The sequence below is a fragment of the Bacillus sp. FSL E2-8868 genome, assembly GCF_038005505.1.
Lineage (GTDB): Bacteria > Bacillota > Bacilli > Bacillales > Bacillaceae_G > Bacillus_A > Bacillus_A mycoides.
In genome coordinates this window covers 753,963-778,032 of sequence record NZ_JBBOTI010000003.1, presented here as the reverse complement: position 1 = coordinate 778,032, position 24,070 = coordinate 753,963, and the positions used below count along the sequence as shown (strand labels likewise).

Here is a 24,070-nt window from a genome sequence, read left to right as displayed (position 1 = left end):
TATCTTTCAGTATATTTTGTCAATTATTTCTATATAAATATTTCGATAATTCCCCAAAAATTATTGAGCAATATTCAATTTAGGTAAACTTAACAAAATACCATTATAATTATCTTCTTGTAACCCTTGAATTCGTGCATTATGTGCAGACACGACTTTACTATTGTTTAAGAAAATAACAGGTGGATCTTCACTTAACTCTTGATATAGTTTTTTATAGATCTCTTTTCGTTTTTCAATATCCAATGTTTCTAATGCCTGCTTAGCTAATTCATCTACTTTCGGATTATGATATCCATCATAATTACGCTTACTTGTCGAAACAAACTCCTCAATTGTTCCGCTCGGATCATCAATCATCGGTGTGGAGACCATCGCTAAATCATAATCTCCTTTAATTACCTTGGAAATCATCGTATTAAAGTCCATGTATTCAGGATTGAAATCTACCCCAATCTTTTTATAATCCTCCTTCATAACGGGGATCATCACATCATTGATTTTACTTGCAGAAGAAGCAAAATAACTTACCTTCAATTTTTGGCCATCTTTTTCACGAATACCATCTGATCCAGCTTTCCACCCAGCTTCATCGAGCAATTTCTTCGCCTTTTCTAAATTATATTCGTATTTATTGATTCCTTCTTCTGTATACGCCCACGAAACTGGTGTAATTGGTACATTAACGAGTGAAGCGTATCCTTGGAAATATGTATCAATGACCTTTTGACGCTCTAATCCATAAATAAACGCTTGGCGTACACGTTTATCTTTAAAGTATGACTTCTTATAATTCATTTTAATGTAACCGTATGAACTTCCCGTATACACATTAACATTAGCAAAGCCTAACTCTTTTAATTGTTCAATCGTCTCCGCATTTGTCGTGAAGCCATCATAATCTACTTCGCCCGCTTGAAATTGTTGTAGCTTCGTATCACCTTTTGTAATTTTATAAATAAAGTGCTCAATCTTCGGTTTACCTTCAAAATAATTTTCATTTGCTACAAAACGAACTTCTTGACCTGGAATATATTTATCTAGTTTATAAGCTCCTGCTCCCATCGGTTTTCCATATAACTCTTTTAAATACTCTAAATTCCCTTGCTTATATTCTTTACCGTAATAAGCTTTTGATATAACTTCTCCACCAATTAACGATAATGTTTGGGCATTTACCTTTTCAGTTGTAATCGTAATTGTTTTCGGATCGATGACTTGAATCCCCTCAATAGATGTAGCCTTTCCTTCTTTATATGCTTGCCCACCCTTTATTGCTGTTTGGCTTATGTCCGTTGCACCACTATAAGTTGGATCATGTAGTAAAGTTAATGTAAATGCTACGTCATCCGCTGTTAACGGTGAACCATCACTAAACTTTAAATCATCTTTCAAATGAAACGTATATGTAAGCTGATCCTCCGAAATATCCCATTTCTTCGCTAGAATTGGAATTGGTTTCCCCTCCTTATCCAATCCAACGAGAGGAGCAAAGATAGCTTGTGTTATATTACCATCCCACCCATTTTCCATAAAATGCGGAAGGAATATCCCGCCAGGGCTCGGCATTCCCACTACAAAGGTATCCTTTCTTTCTTTTGCCTTTGCTGGACTTTTTGCTTTGTCACTCGCTTTAATAAACTCATCTTTTACTTTCGGCATCTTTGTTGCTTCATTTGTACTTGTCTCTTCTTGAGCACATCCTGCTAATAAAACCGATGTACTAAGAAACGTAACAAGTAACCCTTTAAAAACCTTTCGCATAATTCTCACCCTTACTTTCCTGTTTTCTAATTAAGTAGTAACATAAAGATCCTTTCTGTAACTATCCTTATTTATCATATAAAAATAGTATGAATTAATTTCAAGATTATTCCTTTTCACTAGTTATGTCAATCCTTGCTAATTGATGTCTTTCAAAAAATAAAAAACACCTTCTATTATCTAATAGTCCCGCATAGAATAATAACAATTAACTACCAAGAAGGGGGCGAAAATATGGACAACCTATTCCAATATGTCCTGCACTATGTATTATTAACAATCATGATAGTCGGGGCGTTATTACTATTCCCTTTCTTCCCAAAGTTCGTCCTCTTTTTAGCTTTTTTTATTATGCTCGGGATCGCTATTATAATTTCAACAAGGGAAGATACCACACAAAAAGAAAGCAGAGTTCAGCGCGTAAAGCTGTAACTCTGCTTTCTTTTTTTAATTTCAACCATGAGTCTCTATCACGCATACTTATGTCTCGGGAAATAATTAGCCTACACTTCTGTAATTACTATTATTGAAAAAGCTTTTGATAACATTTATTTTTCTCTTTACCAGTTCTTCAATTTCGATATGGAATTTTTGCTGGATGAAAATTGCGTAACATAAATTTATCAAAATTACTGTTTCACGTGAAACACATTTTTTATTTATCCCTTACGTAAAATATTATTATAAAGTTAAACTTTAATCAGTGGGGGTTTTGTTCATCCCCCACCGATTATTAACCCTCACCAATCGGGCGTTTACGGGCAGCAGGGCTCCCACCTAACTTCTTTGCTCGAACCTAATTTTGAGGTGGGAGTCTTACTGCCCCGCAAATAGCGGGATAAAAAAGAAAGCTAATCCCTTCAGCAAAACTGAAAGGAATTAGCTTTCTACTTTTTACTCCACAATATTCTCTAACTCATTATATAACTCCGCTCGTAAAAACTCTTTTTTCGTTTTTTCTTCATATAATTGTTCAAGCATTTCAACATCAACTACATGTTCCATTTTACATTCGAGTGCATATATATCTTCTTCTATATGCATTAACTCGTTTTCAACTGCCTCTAAATCCCTAGACTTCTTCTTTTTTATAGGCATTACTTCTAACGCTTTATTCCCTTGCTGTTGCTGCTTCTGTTTTACTACTTGTTTCTCAATTCTTTCTTCCCACTTTTGACGAGCCCATGCATAGTTCCCTGCAAACTCAAATAATTTGTTCTCATCAATCCAATATGTCTTTTCAAACAATTTATTTAAGAAATAACGATCATGTGAAACAGCTAAAATCGTCCCGTTATATTGTTCAAGGGCCTCCTCTAAAACTTCCCTTGATTCAATATCAAGATGATTCGTCGGTTCATCTAAAATAAGAAAGTTAACATCTTGATACATAAGTTGCGCGAGCCTTAACCTCATTTTTTCTCCACCGCTAAGTTGTGTTACTTTCTTAAAAACAGCTGGACCATAAAATAAGAAACGAGCTAATATATGTCTTGCTTCTCCCTCTGTTACAGCCACGCAATCTCTGAAAGCTTCCAATACATTGTTCTTCATATTCCCGTACGCATGTTGCGATAAATAACCGATTTTCACACTACTACCAATCCGAATTTCTCCAGCATCTTGCTGCATTTCTTTTAGTAATAGTTTTAATAACGTAGTCTTTCCTGTACCATTACGTCCAACGATAGCTGCGCGCTCCTGAAAACGAATATGCAAATTTACTTTCTCGAATAAAGATCGTTCATCAAATCCTTTACTCACTTCTTTCATTACAACAACATCTTTCCCGCTTCTCTCTTGCCCTTCAAACTGAAGTCCCATCTGTTTTCTATCCAAAATGGGTCTCTTTAGTTTCTCTATGCGCTCTAATGCACGTTCCATATTTCTGGCTCTCTTATGCAATCCTTCATTCGGCGGATTCGCTTGATTTGCCCATTCACGTAGACGCTTAATTGCTTCTTTCATTTTCTTTATTTTCTTTTGCTGTTCTTGATACGCTTGAAATTCTTGAAGCAGCCTTTCTTCCTTTTCCTCAACAAACTGTGAATAGTTCGTATGATATACGTGAATTTCTCCATCTTCTAAATCAAAAATTTTCGTTACAACTTCATCAAGGAAATAGCGATCATGCGAAATGACCATAACTGTTCCTGTATATTCTTTTAGAAATTGCTCTAACCACTCGACTGCAAATAAGTCCAAATGATTTGTTGGTTCATCTAACAAAAGTAGATCTGGTTTCTGCAATAGCATATACGCAAGACTTACTTTTGTTTGTTCTCCACCACTTAACTCCATAAATGATCGGGGAAATAGTTCCGTCACCTGTAGACCATTTGCTACCTTCATAATATTCGCTTCTATTTCATAGCCACCGAGAAACGCGTATCTTTCTTGAATTACTCCGTATCTCTCCATCAATTTTTGTAAAGCAGATGATTCCTGTTCTTCCGCCATATTTTTTTCTAAAGCATGCATTTCTATCTCCAACTCTTTTTCCTTTTTAAAAGCGGAGCTTAATACATCATATACATTCATTTCATTATTAAATTTTGGAATTTGTGCTACATGACCAATGCGCGTACCTTTCTTCACATGAATAGCCCCTGCATCCAAACCCTCAATTCCTGTTAAAAGCTGAAAGATAGTTGTCTTCCCACTACCGTTACGACCAACTAATCCAATACGTTCTCCATTCTTTATTTCAAGCGATATATTTTCAAATATGATGTTTCCACCAAAAGATTTCTTTACATTATTCACACTACAAATTGTCATTTTCCGTACTCCTTTCAATATAAAAAACCATGGGAAAGAAACATTCCCCATGGTTTTTGTCATAGAAAAAGGAAGCCAAATAGCTCCCTTTTCACACGTTTATCAAAAATGGGTGAAGAGACTTCTATCGTTCAATAGCTACTATGCAATTGTTAAAAAAGGGCATACGTATCCCGTTAACAACTACATCATGAAAAATCGCACGACAAATATAGATATAATCTAAAAATTTTGCGCGCGTAGCTAAAGAACATTTCATCTCATTCACTCCTTTCGTACGGAATTTAATACTTACTTCTTTATTATACTTCCCCGATTTATGTTTGAATAGTCATTTTTCTGAAAATAATAAAGATAGACTAAACATTTCAATAAGTGACATCAAATCTTACAAAACTGTTATGTTCACGTAATGGAAAGCGATAGTACGAAAAGATACCTCCCTATACAATAAAGATGTAAACAAGAGAGACAAAAACAAGGAGGAAACAATCATGATGAAAGAAATCGTAAAAGCAATCTTTGAGGTATTAGTGAACGGACAAGCAGTTGTAAAAGAACTAAACGAACTATAAAAGGGAGGAAAGAACTATGATGAACATGGTAAAAATGATCTTACATGCTTTAGTTGATGCGAAAGCAGTTAGCCAAGAATTAAACCAACAATAAAAAGGGGTATATGAATATGAAGAAAGCCATTATTGTAATCGCAAGTACAGCAATTGCCTTATACACAATAAAAAATAGAAAAAAGAAACAAAATGAAAATGCTCTATATTATCCATACACACTATTAAAGAAAAAATAAAAGACAAGGTACCCTATTGCAATGAGGATATCTTGTCTTTTATTTTTCCCTATTCCCTTTAAAGGATTTCCTTCTCCTTTTCCCGAATGTATTAAGCGGGATTTTACATATATTTTAAAGGGGCATAAATACAAATGGATACACAACAACTATATTTTTTAAACGATATCGGTAAACAAAAACCAGAAAGTATTCGGAACAGAAACACTGCATGTCCTTTTTGTGACAGAGAAAATTTAACGGATATTTTAGCAACTGAGGGCTCTATTATTTGGTTAAAAAATAAATTCCCTACATTACAGGATACCTTTCAAACCGTGCTAATCGAAACAGATAATTGCGAAGACCATATCGCAACATATACAGAAGAACATATGAGAAAACTAATTCGCTTCTCTATTCTCCATTGGTTAAACTTACAGGAAAATGAAGAATTCACTTCTGTGATTTTATACAAAAATCATGGTCCATTTTCAGGCGGAAGTTTGCATCATGCACATATGCAAATTATCGGAATGAAACATGTAGACTATCTTGAAAATATTGAGGAAGCAAATTTCCAAGGGGTAATTGTTCAAAAAAATGAACGCATTGAACTCAACATTTCAGAGCGTCCTATTATTGGCTTTACTGAATTTAACATAGTCATTGAAGATATTGCATTTATAGATGAAATGGCAAATTATATTCAGCAAACTGTACGTTACATACTGACAGATTTCCATAAAGGATGTAGTAGTTATAACTTATTCTTCTATCATCTAAATGGAAAAATCATTTGTAAAGTTGTTCCTAGGTTTGTCGTTTCACCGTTGTATGTAGGATATAAAATACCACAAGTTTCTACAAAACTAGAAGAGGTGAAAATACAACTAGCGCAGTATTTCATGAAGCACGAAGACAAAATTATTCACAAAAAAACAGAGTAGGTATAGAAAACCTACTCTTTGATTACACCTTTATTTCGATAGTATACATCCTCTAATCCGATGTTATACTTCATATTGTTATCCGTCCACTCTGGCCCTAAATTCCCTGGCCATCCAGATGTATTCGCTATATATTTCAGTAATGCAAAATCAGTCAAACCTTTTTGCACCCCGCGCTTATAACCTTTCATTAAATGCGGCATTGCAATTTGCGCATTTGTACGTGGATCTTTCAGCTCTTCATCAGTTAAATGATCTGGCGCAAGCCCACCACCGCGGTGTAATTGAAACAATCCGAATGAAGTTCCGTTATCTCCAACACTTCTTGGATTTAACCTACTTTCGTGTTCGGCAATTGTAAGAGGTATCCATTCCGGAAGGTTTACTTTCTTTGCTTCCTCTATAATGATTTGTTTCATCTGTTTTGCTTCTTCTGAATCAACATAGCTTGTCTCATTCATTAGCTTACCCATTCCTTCAGACTTTCCTTGGAAATATAAATACACTCCAAGAACAACTAAAAATCCTACAAAGAATTTCTTCACTACCTCTACCTCTTTCTCCGCTGAAATTTGTCCCCTTTCAGCCTTTCTTTTACAATTACCAACACTCTATCATTCTCTTACCTTTCAATCATAGCAAATTACTATACATATTATCATCATGCTTTAGACCGATTTTGCGAAAAAAACATATGGTAAATACGTGCAAAAATGTAACTTACATGGACTATAACTTATTTCTTGTATATAATTGTAAATTGAATTCTATATATAGAATAGGAGCATAAATAAATGAAAAGAACTCTACTAATCTTTTTCAGCATTTTACTACTCATTCCTATACATACCTCTGCACAAACATCATCAAAATCAAAAGTACTCGTTTTGTATAGTACAGAAGACAACAAAATTACAAACAATGTACAAATCCTTAATACTCAGTTAGGGCACTTTACAAAAGATATAACAGTAAAAAGCTTAAAGGAAGTAAAGGAAAGTACTGAATCATCTTCTTATACACATATTGTTTATATCGGAGAGAAAAAAGAAGATTTTTCTATTGCAGCAAAACAATTTCTAGAAAACTTCTCAGGTCCCGTATTAGTTTTAGGACAAAATGTTGAACAATTATCTAATCGTTTTTCTTTCATTACCTCGAAAGAAACCGATATACGAATTCACACCATAGAATATCCGACTAACCAGTTAAAAAATGAATTACATGAAGAACGCTTAATGAAGAAAATTGAAACAAAAGGAACAACTCTTGCTTACGCCTTGAGTGCTGATGGAACTCATCCGTTAATCATTCAGCAAGGAACATCCTATTATGTTGCAACTCCAAACCTTTTCGATTGGATGTCTCATTACGTCGGTGAAATGTTATTTTCTTATTTCGGACAAAAACCTGAAACAAATAAAACTTCAGCTTATTTACGCCTTGAAGACGTTCATCCAGCTGTAGATGTAAAGCAATTAAAAGAAATCGCTGAATTACTAAAAGAGAAAAAGCTCCCTTATATGATTACCGTTATCCCTGTTTACAAAGATCCAGACACAGGAAAAACAGTACATTTAAAGGATAACTCTGAATTAATCGATGTTTTACACTTTATGCAAGATAATGGTGGCTCTATCGTTATGCATGGTTACACACATCAGTTTTATGATAGCGAAACTGGCGAAGGTTTTGAATTTTGGGATGTAAAAACAGATCAACCAATTCGCCAACCAAACCATGAAAAATCAAAAACAAAAAAAGATTTTCAGTCTACAGAAGACTATAATAAATACGTAAAAAACGGGAAAGCCTTCGAAGAAAAATATATTAAAGATCATATTGAAAAAGGGATTACAGAGCTTGTAGAAGCTAAATTATATCCAGTTGCCTTTGAAGCTCCGCACTATACAATGTCTCAAAAAGGATATGAAATACTATCACAATATTTTTCAACTTATGTAGGACAAATACAACTAAACGATACAACTTGGAAATCAATGCACTCACCGGCTTATATAAGTACACCGTCATTTTTACATGGGATGAAATTAATTCCTGAAACTGTTGGCTTTATTGAAGAAGGGAAGCCACAAGCTATAGCAAAAATGAAAGAACGTGCTTTATCTATCACTAAACTATCTGATGGAATTATCGGTGCATTTTATCATCCTTACTTGGGCGTTGAACCATTAAAAGAAGTATTAAAAGAACTAGAAAATATTCCAAACATAGAGTGGATTGATTTACAAAAAGACATGAATGAAGTAAAAATGAAAGATATTCATATTACTACTAATAAAGAAGGCATTCACATTGAAAAACCAACAAGTGCGAATGACATAATTGATTATATAAAACAATATGGGTTCTTCCTTATAATTGGGTTCATTATAATTGTCTTTCTTTTATTATTAAGACGTGCGAAAAAATTAGAGTCATAAAAAAACACCAAGCGAGATGCTTGGTGTTTTTTTATGACTCACTAACTTTATAAAATCGCACCGTATTCGCATATATTTGCTCAGTAACTTTCTCTACTGATATTTTTTTTATTATACTAATTTCTTGTAATACATCTTTTATCATATAAGGATGTGTCATCGTATCCTTCTGAAATTCCCACGGCCCATCTGTTTCTACCATCATATATTCAAGCGGATAATACGAAACTATTTTTCTAATTTTCTCCTTATGTAAAACATCCGGTGTGATAGAAATATAATAACCGTTCCTCATCATCCGTTTCATTGTCTCTTCACTTCCTTTAAACCAATGAAAGTGTGCACGCGAAACTTTATATTCTTCAAGTAAACCACATACAGTGTCAGTATCTTCATAAACCGCATGCAATATAATTGGTAAATCGTATTTACTAGCTAGTTCCACAAACTTTTTTAACACCGCTATGTATGGATCAATAGCAATATTTTCATCTTCTTTCCTTAAATAATATGGCAAGCCCACTTCACCAATCGCAACGATTTCCTCTACATGATCTTCAATTAATTTATAAATTTGCTCACATTCCTCTTTATGAATCGGCTGCTCCGGATGAAAACCTATTGCTGGATGTACAAAAGGATATCGCTTTGCTAAAGATAAAGTTTCTAGACATGATTGATAATTCATAGATACTGCAATAAGCCCTTGTATCTCTTTACTGTTTTCCACATCTATAAATAATCTACTTTTCTCTTCATTCTCATATTGATCAACATGTATATGACTATCAATCAATTTCATCTTTATGCCCCCATAAAAAAAACAAGAAAGGGTCTTCCTTCTTGTTTTATCATCTATATTAGTTAACAATTAAATTTGTTATTATATCAAATAATCCAATACATACTACGGCAACAGTAAAGTAGCTACAGAAATCTTTAATTGGAAACTTCACTACTTCTTCTTTACGCATCCCAGTTTTCTCCCTTCTTAATATATCCCTAATTATTTTTTATCTATTTGTATCTATTATGCAAAAAATATGACAAATTTACTATCGAATTAACTTACGTAAACCTTACAATGTTGTAAGGTTTGAAAAAGAGCCTCATCTAAATAGAGATGAGGGCTATTAAAAATTAGTTGGTTTTTCATTCTTCATTAACATTACAAACAGAAAGTGATACAGTGAGACTTTCTAGTTACACTATATGAAATTTACTATATTTTAACCATCGAATTACATTACAGAAGGCTTACATGTTTGTAAGCTATGTGTAATGTAATTCGATAGTTTCCCTTACCTATATTTCGTACAATAAAGTTAGAAAGTAAGCCAAATAAGAAGAATACTCACATAACCAAATTACATTGCTAGTAGCCGACTCTTCTTATACCTTTCACTCATGCTACTACAATGTACCCCCTTCCCCTTTATATAATAAGAAAAACCTTAGTCCATATGGACTAAGGTTTTTTCACGAACCTAAAATACCCCTACCTAGTATTTTTATTTTCGACAAAAAATAGGCGGGGGTATAATTCGCTATCTCATCGTTAAAAGTTTACTCTTCGCATTAATAGGAATATTTACAGCTTCAATTTCTTCAATTGCCTCGCCGTAGCGTCCTTTTGCGTACACCTTTAATGCTTCATCTCTCTTTAACATATGCTTAACAGTCTTCTTTATTTTTTGTTCTCTTCCACGTTCATCAAATGCAATAAATTCATATTCATACCATTCATCACCGACATGCTGACCAATCGCATCCACAATTGTATAGTATTCTTTCGTCGTATAAAGCGGATTATATTTATCAATAACTGGTCCAAGTTTCGTAGGTAGTAATACTACTACTATCACTACCATAGCTATTACAGTAGTAATTATTTTTTTCTTCATAATACTGATCTTCCTCCTCTGCAGGATACTTATACATCCATTCTAAAGAGCAGGAATTTAATCTACCATTCAATCCCATTACATTACCCTTACATTTTTGTAAGAATAAAGTGAAACTTTAATCAGCCCTCACCAATCGGGCGTTTACGGGCAGTTGATCTCCCACCTAACTTCTTTGCTCCAGCTGAATTTTGAGGTGGGAGTTCTACTGCCCGTTAATGCGGGATAAAAAAAGATGAACGAATTTTCTCGTTCACCTTTTAGCTTGCTTTAAAGCCACCGCCAAGTACATCACGCACATCGTGAATGACAACGAAGGCATCTTCATCAACTCTACTAATAACTTGCTTTAACTTAACAAGCTCTTGTTTATTAATAACGATATATAAAACTTCTTTATTTTTACCAGTATATCCGCCGCGTCCTTCTAATACAGTGACACCGCGCGTCATGTTTTTCGTAATAGTCTCTCGAATTAAGTCTGGTTGATTCGAAATAATCGTAACAGCTGTTTTTGTATCCATACCTTCCACGATGAAATCAATTACTTTCGCTCCGACAAATACAGCTACAAGTGTATACATTGCCTTTTCTTGTCCTATTATAAATATAGAGCCAGCAATTACAACGATATCAATAATAAGTACGCCTTTACCAACGCTCCAACCTAAATATTGATTTGCTAGTCGAGCTAAAATTGCCGATCCTCCTGATGTACCTCCAGCTTTGAACATACAGCCTAATCCGATACCTACAAATACACCAGCAAATAAAGCTGCTAGTAACGTATCACTATTTACTTGATATTCGATATGTTCTGTAACATATAAAAACAAAGATGTTTCCACAATACCTATAATTGTGTAAACCATCGTTTTCTTATCAAAAAATTTATAACCTACAGCTAATAAAATTGCATTCAAACCAAAATTCACAATTCCCGGTGACCAATCAAATAAATAGTACGTAACAACTGTTAAACCAATAATTCCACCCTCTGATAAACGGTTTGGAATTGCAAAGTAATTAATACCAATTGCGAATAATAATGAACCAATTGTAATTAGTGTTATTTCCTTTATACGTTGATTAACCATAGTTCATACCTCCCCCCATTTGACATTGTATCACTATCTCCTAGAGGTTTAGAAGTTGTTTTTATTCCGCATTTCCCCTCACAAAGACCAAGATATTATGTTTAAACAAAGGGGTGATTAATTATTCATATTCGCTCTAACTGTACGGACAAAGCGCTCCACATTCCCACTCTGAATATACTTAGCTCTAATGGTTTCACGATTACAAGTACATTCGAAATATGGACGGAAATCTATGTCATCTATATGCAAATACGAATACTCTTCAAATATCGCAGGATAGCACGGAAATTTCCCGTAAAATAGAAGACGTCTAGTAGTGGCAACAAAAATCCCATGTTGATAACATAAAGTAAAGTCATCCTTTTCAAATATCCCTACGACAAACGCTAAAATCTTTTCGTCATCCTCTACATATTTTTTCATACTTAATAAAAGCTCATTCATGCATATCCCTCCAAATTCTATTCATTGTTTTAACACTTGAAAAGAATCCATGGATTATTACAGACCGGTGTAACTCTTTTATAAAGTATGAAACGCGTTTCCTGTCAAAGACATTTCAAAAAATAATCCGTTATGTGATTATACACATAACGGATTATGACTAAACTGTAGAACGTTCCACAAGTTTATATGGAATTTCCATCTTTTCTTGTTTAGAACTCTCATCACTTACTTGCCTGTAAAACATTTCAAAAGCCGTCTTACCTATTCCCTTTAAATTTTGGTCAATGGTTGTCAGTTGTAAAACTTGAGAAATCGGTTGGTTATCAAAACCAATAATCGCTAAATCCTCTGGAACTTTAATACCTAATTTTTCAACTTCTGTCATGATCCCAATAGCGACCTCATCTCCTGCCACTATTAATGCTTCAGGAGGATTCTCCATCTCCTTGAATTGATGTGCAACTCTTACACCATCTTCTAACGTAAAGCATTCTGTGAAAATCCAATCTTCCATCACTTCTTCATCTATTAATTGTAGCTGTTGTTTATAAGCATCAAAACGTTTCTTACTACTTGGCCCTAACTTTCTTCCCGTACAATATCCAATCTTCTTATAACCTTTTTCAATAAGGTAACTCATCCCTAATTGAAAGGCATTAAAATGATCTGTATATACACTCGATATGCTTTCAATATCATTATCCTCACAAGCAATAACCGCCCCATACGCTGCATAAGGCTCTATAGTTTCCCACTCATTAGCACGAGAACAAATGATAAGACCGTCTAGTTGCTTTGTTTTCAACATATGTAAACTTTTCATTTCTTCTTTTTTATTGTAGTTCGTTTGACAAAGAAGCACTCGATAGTTGTGAGCTAACGCAACTTCCATCATTCCACCCACCATCGCATCAAAAGACGGATGATTAATATAAGGTAAAATCACGCCAACAATATTCGTCTTCCCTTTTGATAAATGAACAGCATTTGCATTTTGCGAGTAATTCAATTTCTCAACTATTTCTAAAACAACTTTCCTTTTTTCTTCACTTACATATGGATGATCATTTAATACCCTCGAAACAGTCGTAACTGAAACCCCAGCCATCTTTGCAATATCTTTAATATTAGCCATACACTCACCTCTACTTTTAACTTAATGAATCACATGAACATATGTCAAATCTTCTCATCATGACACTTTCATTCGTTTTTCTTACAAAAGTGTAATTTCCCTGTAAGCTAATTCGATAGTGACTCTCCGCAACATTTCATATAATTAAGTCAGAAACAGGGCAACAACCATTTGAAAAGGAGCGGATCTATATGATGAACAAAATGAAAATGAACAATTTCTTAAATACAATGAGCTTGGTATTTTCCGCTCTTATCGATGCAAAAGCTGTTGCTTCTACATTAAACAAGTAAGGAGAATACATTATGAACAACATCACTTTTAATAAATTAGATTTTTTAGGACTAGCTAGCGGCACGGTTCTTCTTACTGCTTTCATTTACGCTGCTACACTATAACTTCGTGTCCCCTTTCCCCGTTATCCCGCTTTAACGGGCAGTAAGACTCCCACCTCAGAATTCGACGAATGCGAGGAAGTTAGGCGGGAGATCAACTGCCTGTAAAAGCCCGATTGGTTCAACTAATAATAGAAAAGACGACCGTCTATGCACGATCGTCTTTTCTTATTTTTGATTTGGCTGCAAAACTTCCTTTAGTTCTTCAAACTTTGCATTTAATTCATCTGTCATCATTTTCATAGCCGTTTTTCGATCTATTTGTTCTTCAGCATCGATTTGAATTGGGTCTCCAAAAACTAATCGCGCTTTTTTTCCTTTTATCAATTCTTTTATACTTGATGGACCAACATAAGCTGCCGGTATTAACGGAACGTTAGAACGCATTGCAATCGTAACAGCCCCAGCTTTTAGTGAAACGTCTTCTGATGACCTCGTCCCACTCGGGAAAATCCCTACTACTTTTCCTTCTTTTAATAAACGTGATGGAATTTTTAATGTGCTTGGCCCTGGATTCGCACGGTCTACAGGGAATGCATTTACATTTTTAAAAAACCAATTTTTAAATTTCCCTTCAAACAATTCTTTTTTTGCCATGTAATGAATTTGGGTTGGGTACATTCCTGCCGCTAACATTAAAACATCCATAAAACTTGTATGTGTACACGCAACAACGTAAGGGCCATCTTCCGGTAATTTCTCTCTCCCTTGTACTTCTACCTTCCCAGCCATTTTAAATATATATTTCAACGAAAATGTAATTGGTTTATACATTTGTTTCGTTCCTTTCTGAATATCCGAAGTATAATTATTTTCTTACAACGATTATAACACTAAGTTTTAGGAGTTGGTAATAAAAATAAGTATTTATTGTTAAATTTCAATTCTTACAAAAGTGTAATTTTCTTGTAAGCTAATTCGATAGTGACTCCCTCCACTATCTTATACAATTAAGTCAGAAAGTAACAACAACCATTTGAAAAGGAGCGGATCTATATGATGAACAAAATGAAAACGAACAATTTCTTAAATACAATGTGCATGGTATTCTCCGCTCTTATCGATGCAAAAGCTGTTGCTTCTATATTAAACACGTAAGGAGAATTTATAATGAATAACATGACTTTTAATAAATTAGATTTTTTAGGACTAGCTAGCGGCTCGATTCTTCTTACTGCTTTCATTTACGCTGCTACGCTTATATAACTTTGTGTCCCCTTTCCCCTTTATATAAATAATAATAGAAAAGACGACCGTCTATGCCCGGTCGTCTTTTTAATTTTTTCTTTCCTTCAAGTCTTTTAAAAGCTGTATCAGTTCAGCTTGTTGTTTTATATTTTTACGACCGTTTCGATTAATTGCTGCAAGCTCGCAGGCAACTCCAGCAGCAAAGAAAAACAATAAACTTTCTAACATATAAAATCCTCCAGTTGCCTATTAAACAGCTTGACGCAATTGCTTTTCTTGCAAAATTTGTTTATTTATATTTTCTTCTTTTCTCTGACAAACATTATTACGAATAAGCGCTGCAATAACAAACAATGTTCCTAATACATCAAATGTCGTTATTTTATATCCTTGTATCATCATAATAACTAAAGTAGTAATTGGCACAAAGTTAATAAATAAAATACCATTAATTGATGATAAGATTTTCACACCGTAGTTCCAAGCAAGTAGTGCTACGATACCTGGTAATGTCATCATAAATAACAAATCATACTTCACAATAGAAATCGTTTCCATACTTGGAACAGATACATATCCAAGCACTGTAATGACCACAGTTATAATCCCTGTGACAGTTGTACCCAATACACATGTCAAAGTAGAATAACGTAATGTTGACCAATCGCTACACGTTTGACCACCCATCGTATAAATAACCCATCCTACAACACCAACAAATATAAATACTAGTGAAAACATATTATCTTTCAATGTTAAAAAGAAACTCATATCACCTTTCGTAATGACAAATACAGCCCCTACAAACGCAATAATCATGCTCGTTATCATATATTTCTTCGGCTTTATATTTTTATATCCCCATAAAATACAAATTGAAATCATTGGCATAAGCGCCTCCATAATAGAAGCTACCATTACACCTGATTTTCCCATTAACATTTGCCCTAGAAAAATTAATACATTATATACGGTAAAAGCCATTGTTCCAAAAAAGACGAGTAACTTCCCTCTTCCTTCTAAGCGAAATGCCTTCTTTCCTTCTTTCATTAGCAATAATACAATCAATACAATTGCTACCGCCCCATAACGAATAAACGAAAAATAAAATGGATCTATGTATTCTAGAGCATGATCAGCAACCGGAAACATCGCTCCCCATGACATACTTGCAATTAAACATGCCAAAGCACCTATTATCATTTGACCTTTTCTCACCACAATCCCCCGCTTCTTTCTATTTGCACAAAGAGAATTGTAAAAGAAAAAATATATCACGTAAAATGATTCAAAATGATGTTAACTATCATTTATAATGATAGTTAACATCAAGGAGGAGCATAAAATGGAATTACGAGACTTACAAATTTTCCAGAGCGTTGCCGACCGCGGTAGTGTAAGCGGCGCAGCAAAGGAATTAAATTATGTACAATCAAATGTAACCGCACGTATTAAACAATTAGAAAACGAGCTGAAAACACCTCTCTTTTACCGTCATAAGCGAGGCATGACTTTAACAGCTGAAGGAAGAAAAATGCTCGTTTACGTTCATAAAATTTTGCAAGATGTTGAAGAGCTAAAACAAGTGTTTTTAGATAGTGAAACACCATCTGGCATATTAAAAATTGGTACAGTCGAAACAGTCAGTACATTACCTACCATCTTGTCTTCTTACTATAAAAGCTATCCAAATGTCGATTTATCATTACAAGCCGGTCTAACGGAAGAGCTTATTAGAGAAGTACTCGATCATCAATTAGATGGCGCCTTTATATCAGGTCCTATTAAACATCCACTAATTGAACAATACGATGTTAGTACTGAGAAATTAATGCTTGTTACACAAAATAAAGCTTTTCATATAGAAGAATTTACTACGACGCCCCTACTCGTTTTTAATCAAGGATGTGGATACCGTTCCAAGCTTGAACGATGGCTTAAAGATGAAGGTTTGTTACCAAAAAGAATTATGGAGTTTAACATATTAGAAACTATATTAAATAGCGTAGCGCTCGGTCTTGGGATTACACTCGTCCCCCAGTCTGCGGTGCAGCACCTTTCTACAGCAGGTAAAGTACACTGTCATCCAATTCCGGAGAAATATGGTAGTATTTCAACTGTTTTCATACGCCGTAAAGATAGTTACATGACCAATTCGATGCGAAGCTTTTTAAAAACAATTGAAGCACATCATCATATCAATATGCTTTAAAAGACATTCTTACACGAATGTCTTTTTTTCTTACAAAAGTGTAAGTCTTACGTAAGCCAATTCGATAGTTGCAGGCTGCTATATTTCATATAATTAAGACAGAAAGCAGGGCAACAACAATTCGAAAAGGAGCGGATACGCATGATGAACAAAATGAAATCAAACAAATTTTTCAATACAATGGGCATGGTGCTATCCGCACTTGTCGATGCAAAAGCAGTTGCAACTACATTAAACAAATAAGGAGAGATTATAATGAACAACATTACTTTCAACAAATCAGACTTTGTCCCGCATTAACGGGCAGTAAGACTCCCACTTCAAAATTCAGCGAAATCAAAGAAGTTAGGTTTGGGATCAACTGCCCGTAAAAGCCCGATTGGTGAGGGCTAATAATCAGCGAGGGATACCCCGCCCTCACTGATTAAAATTTCACTTTATCGGACTTGCAAGTGGAGCTACTCTTCTTACTGCATTCATTTATGCACTTGCTCAAAGTCTCGTTTAACAATTGGTTCCCCCCCTTTTATATAGAAAAGGCTGCTCGTCTTATAGACAAGCAGCTTTTTAGTTTGTTTCATATATAATTTGGCCTGTTTTGCTTATATCATATCCACCAATTGCTTTTAATTCATTGTGAAACTCTTCAGATTGCAAAATTCCTTTTATAACCTCAATAAGTTCATCATTTTCTTTATTCTTCAGAAGTACTAAATCATACTGTTCTTTCATTATTGGAATAAAGTCTACGTTCACAATTTGGGAAAACTTTTCTGATCCTACCCCAACATCAGCTTTTCCATTCGCGACTTGCGAGGCAACACCAAGGTGATTCGATTCTTCCCATTCATACCCGTTAATATCTTCTTTACTTAATTTTCGAATTCGCAATTGCTCATCCACTAACACTCTAATACCAGAACCTTTTTCTCGATTTACAAATCGTATAGATGACTGAGCTAAATCAGCCCATGTTTTTATATTTTGTGGATTCCCTTTTTGCACATAAAACCCAACATTTCTTGCTAATAAATTCATCATAATATATGGTTGTCCAACTAAAATACGTTTTACGTAAGGAACATTATATGTACCCGTTTCACCATCAAATAAGTGTAAACTAACGACGCTTCCTTCTCCTTGGTACATCTTCACTAAACTCGTTAAACTACCTTGATACGCTCTCAATATATTAGAATTTGGCAATCGATTTTCTATATGCTTTGCCAACATATCTAACGTTAGTTCTTGACCACTAATGATGCGTGTATTCGAACTACTAATTTCGTCCTTCTTTACAGGAGTAAATTGTACCTTCCCTGTTTTCATTTGCTTTATATATTGTTCTAAATCAGCTGCATCAATGCGCATTTGTCTACCAACCCTATAAGAAGGAAGTTCTCCTTTTTTAATTAGGTCGTATACAGTTAATTTTGATACTTTTAATTGCTTTGCTACTTCTTCCGTTGTGTAGGAATGATGATCCATAGACGATTCCTCACTTTCTTCCTTCATTGTAACAAAGAAAAGAATATTTCTCCTAGTTTTTAAAAACAACTATATCGTTCAAATTATATTCAATTATAACTAGTTATAATTAGTTATAATTAGTTATAATTAATTTAGTAAACGAAGGGAGATTTTTTATGAACAAATTTACTTTACGATCCATTGGGGTACTTATACTTTCTTTTCTTCTTATATTCAGTGTAGCTTGTTCAAGTGAAGAAAAGTCAGCTGCTAAAGAGGGAGAATCAGTGGAGCTGACTATATCAGCTGCTGCAAGTTTACAAGATGCATTAAAAGAAATTGAAAAGCAATATAAAGAGAAAGAACCAACTATTCAACTTTTTTTTAACTTCGGTGCTTCTGGTGCACTTCAACAACAAATTGAGCAAGGTGCACCTGCTGATTTATTCTTCTCTGCAGCAGAGGATAAATTCCAAACTCTTGTTAAAAAAGGATTTATTAATGAAAAAGAAGGGAAAAACCTTCTTGGAAATGAACTAGTTCTAGTCATTCCAAAAGATAGTGCTCTTACAAAACTTCAAGATTTAAAGGATGAGAAAATCAAGAAAATCGCACTTGGTACACCCGAATCTGTACCTGCAGGAAAATATGCAAAAGCTTCTCTCACATATGAAAATCTTTGGAATGACGTTCAAAATAAAATCGTATTTACAAAAGATGTTCGCCAAGTGTTAACATATGTAGAAACAGGTAATGTTGATGCTGGTATTGTATATAAAACAGACGCTCTCGTTTCAGACAAGGTAAAAATTGTAGAAGCGGTAGCAGCTAATTCTCATGAGCCAATCCACTATCCTTTAGGTGTTATAAAGGAATCTAAGCATAAGAAAGAGGCGACTTCATTCTATGAGTATTTACAATCAAAAGATGCACAATCTATCTTTAAGAAATATGGATTTACAATCCTGCCATAATCGCTATGAGCTTTGATGCAATTTTGTCACCTGTCTTTCTATCCTTGCGAGTAGCTGCGTGCGCCACAATAATCGTTACGATCTTAGGAACGATTATTGGACGAGCATTAGCGCGCTCCTCGTGGCGATATAAAGTACTACTAGAAACTATTTTCTTATTACCAATGGTGCTTCCACCAACTGTTATCGGCTTTTTTCTAATTATCATTTTTGGAAATAACAGTCCCATTGGAAAGTGGATTGAATCATTATTTCAGCAGTCCATTATGTTTACATCTACTGCTGCTATCATTGCTTCTACAGTCGTTGCATTTCCGCTCATGTACCAATCAGCAAAAACAGGATTTTCTATCGCAAATGTACAAATTGAAGATGGCGCGCGCGATCTTGGTGCAAGTGAATATCAAGTTTTTCTACATGTTACACTCCCGCTTGCATTCCCCGCACTACTTAGCGGTATGATTTTAAGCTTTGTTCGCGCACTCGGTGAATTTGGTGCAACTTTAATGTTTGCAGGAAATATACCTGGCAAAACTCAGACGATTCCAACGGCGATTTATATGGCTATTGATGCGAGTAATATGCAACTAGCTTGGACGCTTGTAATCATAACGATTAGTATGTCCCTTCTATTCTTACTATGCATTCAACTCATTAATAGAAGAATTACTACTTCTTAAAGCAACTTTCGACAAAAGTTGCTTTTTATTTCCCGGAAAATAAAATGATTTGATTAATAACTGAATTTTTCCCCTTATTTAAATATACATTTTATTTGAATTCACTTTCTAAAATAGGTAATTTCCTGTTATTATATGAAAGTGTTTCAAAAAATGAAGAAATGAAAACGCATTTATATCGTAAATTCTTCATCCTGTTTTAGCGATCGGTAATCTTCTACTCTATTAGTGGGGCATTACCGATCGTTAGAACGCTATGTAATTATATTGGTATAGAAAACCGAAGGGAGTCTTGTAATGGACATTTTATTAGCGCTTCTTCCTGCAATCGCATGGGGAAACATCTTATTAGTAAGCGTAAAAATGGGCGGTGGTGCATATAGCCAAACGGTAGGTATGACAATCGGTGCTCTATTCTTCGCAACAACTATGTATGTATTTACTCAACCAACTTTAACAATGACAGTCTTGATTGTTGGCTTTATTTCAGGTTTATTCTGGGCTTTAGGACAAGTAAACCAATTAAAAACAGTTGAAAAACTAGGTGTTTCAACTACTGTAACTATTTCTACTGGTATGCAACTTGTTGCAACTTCTATCTTTGGAGTTATCGCTTTTCGTGAGTGGACTACTACTACAACGATTGTTCTGGGAACGATTGCAATCCTATTAATCGTAATTGGTGTAGTATTCACATCACTAGATGATAAAGAAAATGCACAGCCACCAGGACAATTGAAAAAAGGACTTCTTACTTTAATTGTTTCTACTTTCGGCTATCTTGTATATGTAATTATTATTCGTTGGTATAATATCGATGGTTGGTCTGCTATTTTACCACAGGCAGTTGGTATGTTCGTTGGTGCGGTTGTACTGACGTCTAAACATAAACCATTTAACAAATATGCAATTCGTAATGCTGTATCTGGTTTACTTTGGGGAACAGGAAACTTATTCTTACTTCTTTCATTACCACGTGTCGGAGTAGCGACAAGCTTCCCATTATCTCAAACTGGAATCGTTATCTCAACATTCGGTGCGATTGTCTTCTTAGGTGAAAAGAAAACAAAACGTCAATTGATCTTTATTGCCCTAGGTAGTGTTTTAATTATCGGCGGCGCTGTATTGCTTGGTATGACAAAAGCATAAATTCACACTATATTTAAACCCCCTGAAACGTATATGCTTCAGGGGGTTTTTGATTACAATTATTTTCTAAATATAATTTTTTACACGTTCTCGCTCTTTATGGTTTTTCTTCCATTCTAGCAAGCCATCGATACATAAAAATAGATTAATAATAGCTAATACTAACATGACGTATAAGCCCGTTGAAATATAAATCACAATGCTAACTATGTTATACAAAATCCATAAATGCCAATTTTCTAAGATTTTTCGGCTCAGCATAAATTGAGCTACTAATCCTAATACAGCGTTTAAAGCATCTAAATATGGACTTGTCGATTCTAAATAACGGACTTGATAATATCCCCAACCAATCCAAGCAACTAAAATAAAAAGTATATAAATAATCCATCCTTTCAAATCTAAGCGAACTGTCGGTTTTACCTTCTCCTCCCCACTACGCGCAATCCAGTAATACCAACCGTACACATTAAATATAAATTGGAAGGCTACTAATACTGCCATTGCGTATAAGCCTTGTGTAGTGAAAATATACAGAAATACCGCAACTGTAATCATCCCAAATAAAAAGTTTGATACCTTTTCCCTTGCAAGTAACCAAACATTAATAATCCCCATAACCGATGCGAAAATTTCAATATAACTTGATCGGATATAGAACCCAACTAATATGCAAATAATACTAGAAATGAGTAAAAAAAGTGGACTTCTAACCATATTTATCTCTCCCCAGATATGTAATAAACTCCCTATCAACAGTATAAGAAATAACTCTTATACTTACTATAAATTTTCTCCTGTAAAACTCCCCACTCATCTATTCCACTTACGATAAGCCGTTTCTTTTTACAAAATTCTCTTAAAAATGTTATCGTTTTTTATAACATATTCTCATCAGAAAGGAATAAAGGATATGCCTAATAAACATCGAATTTTATTTATTGGTGCCGGTCGTATGGCAGAAGCTATATTTGCTGGACTACTTACAACAAGTAAAGAATACATCGAAGAAATTATTGTTTCCAACCGAAGTAACATAGAAAAACTAACGCAATTACAAACTCAATATGATCTATCGATTACAACAGATTGGAAACAGCATATTAAATCTGTAGATACAATCGTTTTAGCAATGCCGCCTGTCGCACATGAACAGCTATTAGCGGATCTATCCCCTCTTCTAACTAATCAATTTGTCGTGACAGTTGCTGCCGGAATCGGGCCATCTTATCTAGAAGAAAGACTTCCCCAAAGGACACCTGTTGCTTGGATTATGCCAAATACAGCTGCTGGGATTGGAAAGTCTATCTCCTTATATACGACGGGACATTCTGTAGATGAAACACATCAAGAAACGTTACAACTTCTTTTAAAAGGTATCGGTACCTCACAGTTTTGTACCGAAGAGGAAGTTCACCAACTTACCGCAGTTACTGGTAGTGCACCCGCTTTTCTCTATCACTTTGCTGAAGGTTTAATTGAAGCAACGAAAAGCTATGGTATTGATGAGGAAACAGCAAAACACCTTGTCATTCAAATGATTGCTGGCTCTGCCGCTATGCTCCAGCAAAATCAGGATCCAGCTATGCTCCGCGAACAAGTAACAACACCAGGAGGTTCAACGGCTGAAGGCTTAAAAGTTCTATATGAAAATAATTTTTCAGAAGTCATTCAACAAGCAGTTGAAGCGACCAATAAAAAAGCTAGGGGGAATTAATATGACTTTAACAAGTTTAAACGACTATACAACATTACATAACGGCGTGAAAATGCCTTGGTTCGGCTTGGGTGTTTTTAAAGTTGAAGATGGTACAGAAGTAATTGATTCTGTAAAAGCAGCTATAAAAAATGGATACCGTAGTATCGATACTGCTGCGATATATAAAAACGAAGAAGGCGTTGGACAGGCAATTCAAGAATCTGGTATTCCTCGTGAAGAGTTATTCATCACTTCAAAAGTGTGGAATAGTGATCAAGGTTACGAGTCAACACTACAAGCATTTGAAACTACATTAGAAAAATTAGGTCTAGAATATTTAGATCTATATTTAGTACATTGGCCTGTAAAAGGAAAATACACTGAATCATGGAAAGCTTTAGAGCAGCTTTATAAAGATGGTCGTGTTCGTGCTATCGGTGTGAGTAATTTCCATATTCACCATTTGCAAGACGTATTTGAAATTGCAGAAATTAAACCAATGGTTAACCAAGTGGAATACCACCCACGTTTAGCACAAGAAGAATTACATGCCTTCTGTAAAGAACATAACATCCAGCTTGAAGCTTGGTCACCATTAATGCAGGGGCAGCTACTTAATCACCCAACATTACAAGAAATCGCTACGAAATATAATAAATCGACTGCACAAGTTATTTTACGTTGGGATCTACAAAATGAAGTTGTAACAATCCCTAAGTCTATTAAAGAACACCGCATTATTGAAAATGCAAACATCTTTGACTTTGAATTAAGCTCGGATGATATGAAAGCAATTCAAGCTTTAAATGAAAATCATCGCGTTGGTCCAGATCCAGATAACTTTAACTTCTAGTAGGGAAACCACTGCCATATGCAGTGGTTTTTTTATTTTTAATAAAACTGAAAATTTGAACTATATTCCATTTGATTGACACTTCATTATCTAAGGTGTAAGATTTTGAATTATCAAAGAAACACAAAAATTAATAAA

At 34.6% G+C, this 24,070-nt stretch carries 26 protein-coding genes and 1 pseudogene; 13 read left to right on the top strand and 14 right to left on the bottom strand.

Annotation, left to right across the window (positions count from 1 at the left end):
• Positions 1–60: 60 nt before the first annotated feature.
• Entirely contained in the window at positions 61–1,764 is a 1,704-nt protein-coding gene (locus NSS74_RS25130) for an ABC transporter substrate-binding protein (protein WP_002140153.1), read from the bottom strand.
• A gap of 234 nt (positions 1,765–1,998) precedes the next feature.
• Between NSS74_RS25130 and NSS74_RS25125 the strand changes: the two genes are divergently transcribed.
• Positions 1,999–2,196 carry a hypothetical protein gene (locus NSS74_RS25125; RefSeq protein ID WP_000369259.1) on the top strand — a complete coding sequence of 66 codons (198 nt, stop codon included), beginning with the start codon at positions 1,999–2,001 and terminating at the stop codon, positions 2,194–2,196.
• A 462-nt stretch (positions 2,197–2,658) separates the two neighbouring features.
• Here the strand turns inward: NSS74_RS25125 and abc-f are convergent, their stop codons facing one another.
• Together abc-f and NSS74_RS25115 are read right to left on the bottom strand one after the other, a co-directional pair.
• Positions 2,659–4,545: a ribosomal protection-like ABC-F family protein gene (abc-f, locus tag NSS74_RS25120; RefSeq protein WP_340814467.1), complete on the bottom strand. Its 1,887-nt coding sequence runs from the start codon at positions 4,543–4,545 to the stop codon at positions 2,659–2,661.
• Positions 4,546–4,669: 124 nt separating this feature from the next.
• Complete coding sequence (locus NSS74_RS25115; protein WP_002139888.1) at positions 4,670–4,804, bottom strand: RAxF-45 family protein; 135 nt, start codon at positions 4,802–4,804, stop codon at positions 4,670–4,672.
• A gap of 420 nt (positions 4,805–5,224) precedes the next feature.
• Between NSS74_RS25115 and NSS74_RS25110 the strand changes: the two genes are divergently transcribed.
• Together NSS74_RS25110 and NSS74_RS25105 are read left to right on the top strand one after the other, a co-directional pair.
• Positions 5,225–5,353, top strand: coding sequence for a hypothetical protein (locus NSS74_RS25110; RefSeq protein WP_002029408.1), 129 nt, complete (start codon positions 5,225–5,227; stop codon positions 5,351–5,353).
• 134 nt (positions 5,354–5,487) lie between these two features.
• The gene (locus tag NSS74_RS25105) at positions 5,488–6,282 is read left to right on the top strand and encodes a DUF4931 domain-containing protein (RefSeq protein WP_061689748.1); all 795 of its coding nucleotides are present in this window, start codon (positions 5,488–5,490) and stop codon (positions 6,280–6,282) included.
• An 11-nt stretch (positions 6,283–6,293) separates the two neighbouring features.
• Here NSS74_RS25105 and NSS74_RS25100 read toward each other — a convergent pair whose 3' ends face one another.
• Entirely contained in the window at positions 6,294–6,827 is a 534-nt protein-coding gene (locus NSS74_RS25100; protein WP_000713256.1) for a transglycosylase SLT domain-containing protein, read from the bottom strand.
• A gap of 249 nt (positions 6,828–7,076) precedes the next feature.
• On the opposite strand from NSS74_RS25100, the gene NSS74_RS25095 reads away from it, so the two are divergent.
• Entirely contained in the window at positions 7,077–8,726 is a 1,650-nt protein-coding gene (locus tag NSS74_RS25095; RefSeq protein WP_340814465.1) for a polysaccharide deacetylase family protein, read from the top strand.
• 31 nt (positions 8,727–8,757) lie between these two features.
• On the opposite strand, the gene NSS74_RS25090 is transcribed toward NSS74_RS25095, so the two are convergent.
• The 5 genes from NSS74_RS25090 to NSS74_RS25070 all read right to left on the bottom strand — a co-directional run bounded on the left by NSS74_RS25090 (position 8,758) and on the right by NSS74_RS25070 (position 13,312).
• Positions 8,758–9,528: a TatD family hydrolase gene (locus tag NSS74_RS25090; protein ID WP_061689750.1), complete on the bottom strand. Its 771-nt coding sequence runs from the start codon at positions 9,526–9,528 to the stop codon at positions 8,758–8,760.
• A 745-nt stretch (positions 9,529–10,273) separates the two neighbouring features.
• Positions 10,274–10,630: a YxeA family protein gene (locus NSS74_RS25085; RefSeq protein WP_002029403.1), complete on the bottom strand. Its 357-nt coding sequence runs from the start codon at positions 10,628–10,630 to the stop codon at positions 10,274–10,276.
• Positions 10,631–10,890: 260 nt separating this feature from the next.
• Positions 10,891–11,727 (bottom strand): YitT family protein, encoded by an 837-nt coding sequence (locus NSS74_RS25080; protein WP_340814462.1) that lies wholly within the window; start codon positions 11,725–11,727, stop codon positions 10,891–10,893.
• Positions 11,728–11,844: 117 nt separating this feature from the next.
• Complete coding sequence (locus tag NSS74_RS25075; protein ID WP_002139893.1) at positions 11,845–12,174, bottom strand: PH domain-containing protein; 330 nt, start codon at positions 12,172–12,174, stop codon at positions 11,845–11,847.
• A 160-nt stretch (positions 12,175–12,334) separates the two neighbouring features.
• The gene (locus NSS74_RS25070) at positions 12,335–13,312 is read right to left on the bottom strand and encodes a LacI family DNA-binding transcriptional regulator (RefSeq protein WP_113938335.1); all 978 of its coding nucleotides are present in this window, start codon (positions 13,310–13,312) and stop codon (positions 12,335–12,337) included.
• Between the two features lie 305 nt (positions 13,313–13,617).
• Between NSS74_RS25070 and NSS74_RS25065 the strand changes: the two genes are divergently transcribed.
• A complete protein-coding gene (locus NSS74_RS25065; protein ID WP_012260201.1) occupies positions 13,618–13,710 on the top strand; it encodes a DUF3948 family protein in 93 nt (30 codons plus the stop codon).
• Positions 13,711–13,875: 165 nt separating this feature from the next.
• Here NSS74_RS25065 and NSS74_RS25060 read toward each other — a convergent pair whose 3' ends face one another.
• Positions 13,876–14,481, bottom strand: a complete 606-nt coding sequence (locus tag NSS74_RS25060) for a lysophospholipid acyltransferase family protein (RefSeq protein WP_002091412.1) — start codon at positions 14,479–14,481, stop codon at positions 13,876–13,878.
• 336 nt (positions 14,482–14,817) lie between these two features.
• On the opposite strand from NSS74_RS25060, the gene NSS74_RS25055 reads away from it, so the two are divergent.
• The gene (locus tag NSS74_RS25055; protein WP_002124767.1) at positions 14,818–14,913 is read left to right on the top strand and encodes a DUF3948 family protein; all 96 of its coding nucleotides are present in this window, start codon (positions 14,818–14,820) and stop codon (positions 14,911–14,913) included.
• Positions 14,914–14,982: 69 nt separating this feature from the next.
• Here the strand turns inward: NSS74_RS25055 and NSS74_RS25050 are convergent, their stop codons facing one another.
• Together NSS74_RS25050 and NSS74_RS25045 are read right to left on the bottom strand one after the other, a co-directional pair.
• Positions 14,983–15,123, bottom strand: a complete 141-nt coding sequence (locus NSS74_RS25050; RefSeq protein WP_002063481.1) for a YrzO family protein — start codon at positions 15,121–15,123, stop codon at positions 14,983–14,985.
• 21 nt (positions 15,124–15,144) lie between these two features.
• Positions 15,145–16,113: a DMT family transporter gene (locus tag NSS74_RS25045; RefSeq protein WP_040963027.1), complete on the bottom strand. Its 969-nt coding sequence runs from the start codon at positions 16,111–16,113 to the stop codon at positions 15,145–15,147.
• A gap of 127 nt (positions 16,114–16,240) precedes the next feature.
• Between NSS74_RS25045 and NSS74_RS25040 the strand changes: the two genes are divergently transcribed.
• Complete coding sequence (locus NSS74_RS25040) at positions 16,241–17,107, top strand: LysR family transcriptional regulator (RefSeq protein ID WP_002029391.1); 867 nt, start codon at positions 16,241–16,243, stop codon at positions 17,105–17,107.
• Between the two features lie 427 nt (positions 17,108–17,534).
• A pseudogene (locus tag NSS74_RS25035) lies at positions 17,535–17,615 on the top strand (DUF3948 family protein); the annotation flags it as partial.
• 59 nt (positions 17,616–17,674) lie between these two features.
• Here the strand turns inward: NSS74_RS25035 and NSS74_RS25030 are convergent.
• Complete coding sequence (locus NSS74_RS25030) at positions 17,675–18,622, bottom strand: substrate-binding domain-containing protein (protein WP_033708621.1); 948 nt, start codon at positions 18,620–18,622, stop codon at positions 17,675–17,677.
• A 131-nt stretch (positions 18,623–18,753) separates the two neighbouring features.
• Between NSS74_RS25030 and modA the strand changes: the two genes are divergently transcribed.
• The 3 genes from modA (at position 18,754) to NSS74_RS25015 (ending at position 21,380) form a co-directional block, all read left to right on the top strand.
• A complete protein-coding gene (gene modA, locus NSS74_RS25025) occupies positions 18,754–19,551 on the top strand; it encodes a molybdate ABC transporter substrate-binding protein (RefSeq protein ID WP_340814461.1) in 798 nt (265 codons plus the stop codon).
• A 5-nt stretch (positions 19,552–19,556) separates the two neighbouring features.
• Entirely contained in the window at positions 19,557–20,231 is a 675-nt protein-coding gene (modB, locus tag NSS74_RS25020) for a molybdate ABC transporter permease subunit (protein WP_002029397.1), read from the top strand.
• 297 nt (positions 20,232–20,528) lie between these two features.
• Entirely contained in the window at positions 20,529–21,380 is an 852-nt protein-coding gene (locus NSS74_RS25015) for a GRP family sugar transporter (RefSeq protein WP_002140141.1), read from the top strand.
• Between the two features lie 66 nt (positions 21,381–21,446).
• Here NSS74_RS25015 and pnuC read toward each other — a convergent pair whose 3' ends face one another.
• On the bottom strand, positions 21,447–22,097 hold the full coding sequence (pnuC, locus tag NSS74_RS25010) for a nicotinamide riboside transporter PnuC (protein WP_340814459.1): 651 nt from the start codon (positions 22,095–22,097) through the stop codon (positions 21,447–21,449).
• A 196-nt stretch (positions 22,098–22,293) separates the two neighbouring features.
• Here pnuC and proC point away from each other — a divergent pair, with 196 nt between their 5' ends.
• On the top strand, positions 22,294–23,097 hold the full coding sequence (gene proC / locus NSS74_RS25005) for a pyrroline-5-carboxylate reductase (RefSeq protein WP_061689443.1): 804 nt from the start codon (positions 22,294–22,296) through the stop codon (positions 23,095–23,097).
• A gap of 1 nt (position 23,098) precedes the next feature.
• A complete protein-coding gene (locus tag NSS74_RS25000) occupies positions 23,099–23,932 on the top strand; it encodes an aldo/keto reductase (protein WP_002063472.1) in 834 nt (277 codons plus the stop codon).
• The last annotated feature ends 138 nt before the right edge of the window (positions 23,933–24,070 follow it).

Excerpts from the sequence above, each read along its gene's own strand:
- NSS74_RS25130 (WP_002140153.1), bottom strand. The coding sequence starts at position 1,764 with ATGCGAAAGGTTTTTAAAGGGTTACTTGTTACGTTTCTTAGTACATCG.
- NSS74_RS25125 (WP_000369259.1), top strand. The coding sequence starts at position 1,999 with ATGGACAACCTATTCCAATATGTCCTGCACTATGTATTATTAACAATC.
- abc-f (WP_340814467.1), bottom strand. The coding sequence starts at position 4,545 with ATGACAATTTGTAGTGTGAATAATGTAAAGAAATCTTTTGGTGGAAAC.
- NSS74_RS25115 (WP_002139888.1), bottom strand. The coding sequence starts at position 4,804 with ATGAAATGTTCTTTAGCTACGCGCGCAAAATTTTTAGATTATATCTAT.
- NSS74_RS25110 (WP_002029408.1), top strand. The coding sequence starts at position 5,225 with ATGAATATGAAGAAAGCCATTATTGTAATCGCAAGTACAGCAATTGCC.
- NSS74_RS25105 (WP_061689748.1), top strand. The coding sequence starts at position 5,488 with ATGGATACACAACAACTATATTTTTTAAACGATATCGGTAAACAAAAA.
- NSS74_RS25095 (WP_340814465.1), top strand. The coding sequence starts at position 7,077 with ATGAAAAGAACTCTACTAATCTTTTTCAGCATTTTACTACTCATTCCT.
- NSS74_RS25090 (WP_061689750.1), bottom strand. The coding sequence starts at position 9,528 with ATGAAATTGATTGATAGTCATATACATGTTGATCAATATGAGAATGAA.
- NSS74_RS25085 (WP_002029403.1), bottom strand. The coding sequence starts at position 10,630 with ATGAAGAAAAAAATAATTACTACTGTAATAGCTATGGTAGTGATAGTA.
- NSS74_RS25080 (WP_340814462.1), bottom strand. The coding sequence starts at position 11,727 with ATGGTTAATCAACGTATAAAGGAAATAACACTAATTACAATTGGTTCA.
- NSS74_RS25075 (WP_002139893.1), bottom strand. The coding sequence starts at position 12,174 with ATGAATGAGCTTTTATTAAGTATGAAAAAATATGTAGAGGATGACGAA.
- NSS74_RS25070 (WP_113938335.1), bottom strand. The coding sequence starts at position 13,312 with ATGGCTAATATTAAAGATATTGCAAAGATGGCTGGGGTTTCAGTTACG.
- NSS74_RS25065 (WP_012260201.1), top strand. The coding sequence starts at position 13,618 with ATGAACAACATCACTTTTAATAAATTAGATTTTTTAGGACTAGCTAGC.
- NSS74_RS25060 (WP_002091412.1), bottom strand. The coding sequence starts at position 14,481 with ATGTATAAACCAATTACATTTTCGTTGAAATATATATTTAAAATGGCT.
- NSS74_RS25055 (WP_002124767.1), top strand. The coding sequence starts at position 14,818 with ATGAATAACATGACTTTTAATAAATTAGATTTTTTAGGACTAGCTAGC.
- NSS74_RS25050 (WP_002063481.1), bottom strand. The coding sequence starts at position 15,123 with ATGTTAGAAAGTTTATTGTTTTTCTTTGCTGCTGGAGTTGCCTGCGAG.
- NSS74_RS25040 (WP_002029391.1), top strand. The coding sequence starts at position 16,241 with ATGGAATTACGAGACTTACAAATTTTCCAGAGCGTTGCCGACCGCGGT.
- NSS74_RS25030 (WP_033708621.1), bottom strand. The coding sequence starts at position 18,622 with ATGAAGGAAGAAAGTGAGGAATCGTCTATGGATCATCATTCCTACACA.
- modA (WP_340814461.1), top strand. The coding sequence starts at position 18,754 with ATGAACAAATTTACTTTACGATCCATTGGGGTACTTATACTTTCTTTT.
- modB (WP_002029397.1), top strand. The coding sequence starts at position 19,557 with ATGAGCTTTGATGCAATTTTGTCACCTGTCTTTCTATCCTTGCGAGTA.
- NSS74_RS25015 (WP_002140141.1), top strand. The coding sequence starts at position 20,529 with ATGGACATTTTATTAGCGCTTCTTCCTGCAATCGCATGGGGAAACATC.
- pnuC (WP_340814459.1), bottom strand. The coding sequence starts at position 22,097 with ATGGTTAGAAGTCCACTTTTTTTACTCATTTCTAGTATTATTTGCATA.
- proC (WP_061689443.1), top strand. The coding sequence starts at position 22,294 with ATGCCTAATAAACATCGAATTTTATTTATTGGTGCCGGTCGTATGGCA.
- NSS74_RS25000 (WP_002063472.1), top strand. The coding sequence starts at position 23,099 with ATGACTTTAACAAGTTTAAACGACTATACAACATTACATAACGGCGTG.